Origin of the sequence: Citreimonas sp., assembly GCF_042096055.1 — a bacterium.
Lineage (GTDB): Bacteria > Pseudomonadota > Alphaproteobacteria > Rhodobacterales > Rhodobacteraceae > Citreimonas.
In genome coordinates, this window is sequence record NZ_JBELMH010000021.1 from 37,218 (window position 1) to 39,144 (window position 1,927).

General features: G+C 68.1%; 3 protein-coding genes. All 3 read right to left on the reverse strand.

Translation table 11 applies throughout. The features are described 5' to 3' along the window. A partial coding sequence (locus ACFDTC_RS07055; protein WP_375258177.1) for an NAD(P)H-dependent oxidoreductase occupies nucleotides 1-491 on the reverse strand: 491 nt, incomplete at its 3' end. Then, nucleotides 491-1,072 carry an NAD(P)H-dependent oxidoreductase gene (locus ACFDTC_RS07060; protein WP_375258178.1) on the reverse strand — a complete coding sequence of 194 codons (582 nt, stop codon included), beginning with the start codon at nucleotides 1,070-1,072 and terminating at the stop codon, nucleotides 491-493. The genes ACFDTC_RS07055 and ACFDTC_RS07060, both read right to left, overlap by 1 nt. A gap of 31 nt (nucleotides 1,073-1,103) precedes the next feature. Next, the coding region (locus ACFDTC_RS07065; RefSeq protein WP_375258179.1) for an FAD-binding oxidoreductase at nucleotides 1,104-1,927 on the reverse strand (824 nt) is incomplete at its 5' end.

The window sequence follows — 1,927 nt, forward strand, 5'->3', positions numbered from 1 at the left end:
CGGCAGCGGCGCGCGCAAAGCAGGCGCACCCCGCGCAGGATCGTGCGCCGCCCCGGCGCGCCGATCAGCCGGGTCAGCCACCAGCTTGCCCCGCAGGTGGTGAAGACGCCCAGCCGCGTCACGTGCGTCAGCCCGGGCCTGATGTCGGCATGCGTCTCGTCCGGCATCAGGAACGCGACGCCCGGCAGCAGCACCCGGTCGAGCCAGCCCTTCAGCATGGCGGGCTGGCCGTACCACCAGGTGGGATAGACGAAGATCAGCGTGTCGCACCAGCGCAGTGCCGCCACGTGCACGGCGACAGGGGTCGCGTTGCCGGCGGCCTCGTAGCCTGCGTGCTCGTCCGGACTCAGCACCGGGTCGAAACCCTCGGCGTAGAGGTCGATCAGCCGGTGGGCGCCGCCCGCAGCCTCGATCCGCCGCAGCACGGTGTCGCGCACGGCGGCGGTGAAGCTGTCCGCGCGCGGATGGCAGTAGACGACCAGCGCGCGCATCACAGGCGCTCCATCTCGCGCCCGACGCGGTCGAGGAACCGGCCGCGTGTCGCGTCCGAGGCGCGGTTCATGTCGTAGAGTGCCACGTAGCGCGTCCGCTCGGGCCGGCAGACGTGCCAGACCGCGCGCGTAACGCATCTGCGCGGCGGATCGCCCACCAGCAGCGCCCGCATGCGCGTTCCGCCATAGGTGGTCACCGCGGCGAGCTTGTGGATCTGCGTGAGGTTCGGGCGCACCTTTCCGTCCTGCAACTTGAAGGATACGCCAGGCAGGAAGACCCGGTCGAGGAACCCCTTGAGGATCGCGGGGTAGCCAAAATTCCAGACCGGAAAGACCATGATTAACGCATCGGCCGCGCGCAGACGCTCGACGTAATCGGCCACCGGCGCGGTGTTTGCGCCGACCGCGTGGTAGCCGCGCCGCTCGTCCGCGCTCAGCACCGGGTCGAACCGTTCGGCGTTGAGGTCGCACAGGTCCACGTCGACTCCGCGCCGGTCGAGCGCGCCGACCACCCTGTCCTTCAGCGCGGCCGAGAAACTGTCGGCGCAGGGATGGGCAAAGAGCACGAGAGCCTGTCTCACGCGGCCCCCGTGGTGTTCCGCGCGGCGTGCGTCATTCGGCCGCCTTCAACCCGGGATAGGCGTACATCCGGTCATAGGCCCAGTCCGGATCGTCCCACGCGATCATCTTTCCGGGATTGAGCAGCCCCTTGGGGTCGGCCTCACGCTTGAAGCGCAACTGGCGGTCGTCCACCGTCTGCCGTCCGCCTTCCTCGAGCGTGTAGCGATGCGGGTTGAAGATCATGGCGCCGGCCTCTTCGTGCAGGCGCACGATCTCGTCGAGCCGCTCCTCCGTGGTGAACTTGACCAGGCTCAGCCCCGCGAACATCACCTTTCCGTTCTCGCGCAACACCTCGAGATGCTGCAGCACTTCCGGAGAGAACTCGGCCCGCATCTTTTCCACCAACTCGCGGTGCTTGGGAAAGCCATAGCGCACCTGAAGGTAGGTGATCGACGGATCGATCTTGAGCGCACGCAACGTGGTGTGGTTCCAGCCGTATTCGAACACGCGCCCTGGCGCCTTGGGCCAGTCGTGATCGTCGCTGCGGTAGATCACGCGCGCGCCGGGGCGGCGGGCCGTGAAGGTTTCGAACCCGTCCATGGACTGCGGCGCGACCAGCAGGCCCACGAGGTTCGTCCCCGGCTCGACATGCGGGCGGACGCGCTGGAAATAGTCATGCGCGATCGGCGCCTCGAACACGGTGGCGAGCTTGATCAGGATGCCGTCCTGGTTGGCGAGATCCTCGGCGAATTCCATCGCGGGGGTGAAATCGTCGAAGGCCACGAGCATCTCGACCCAGTCGTAGGCCGGGGCGAGCGGCAGCTCGAGCTCGGTGATGATGCCGTTGGTGCCGTAGGCGTGGGAGACCCGCGCCA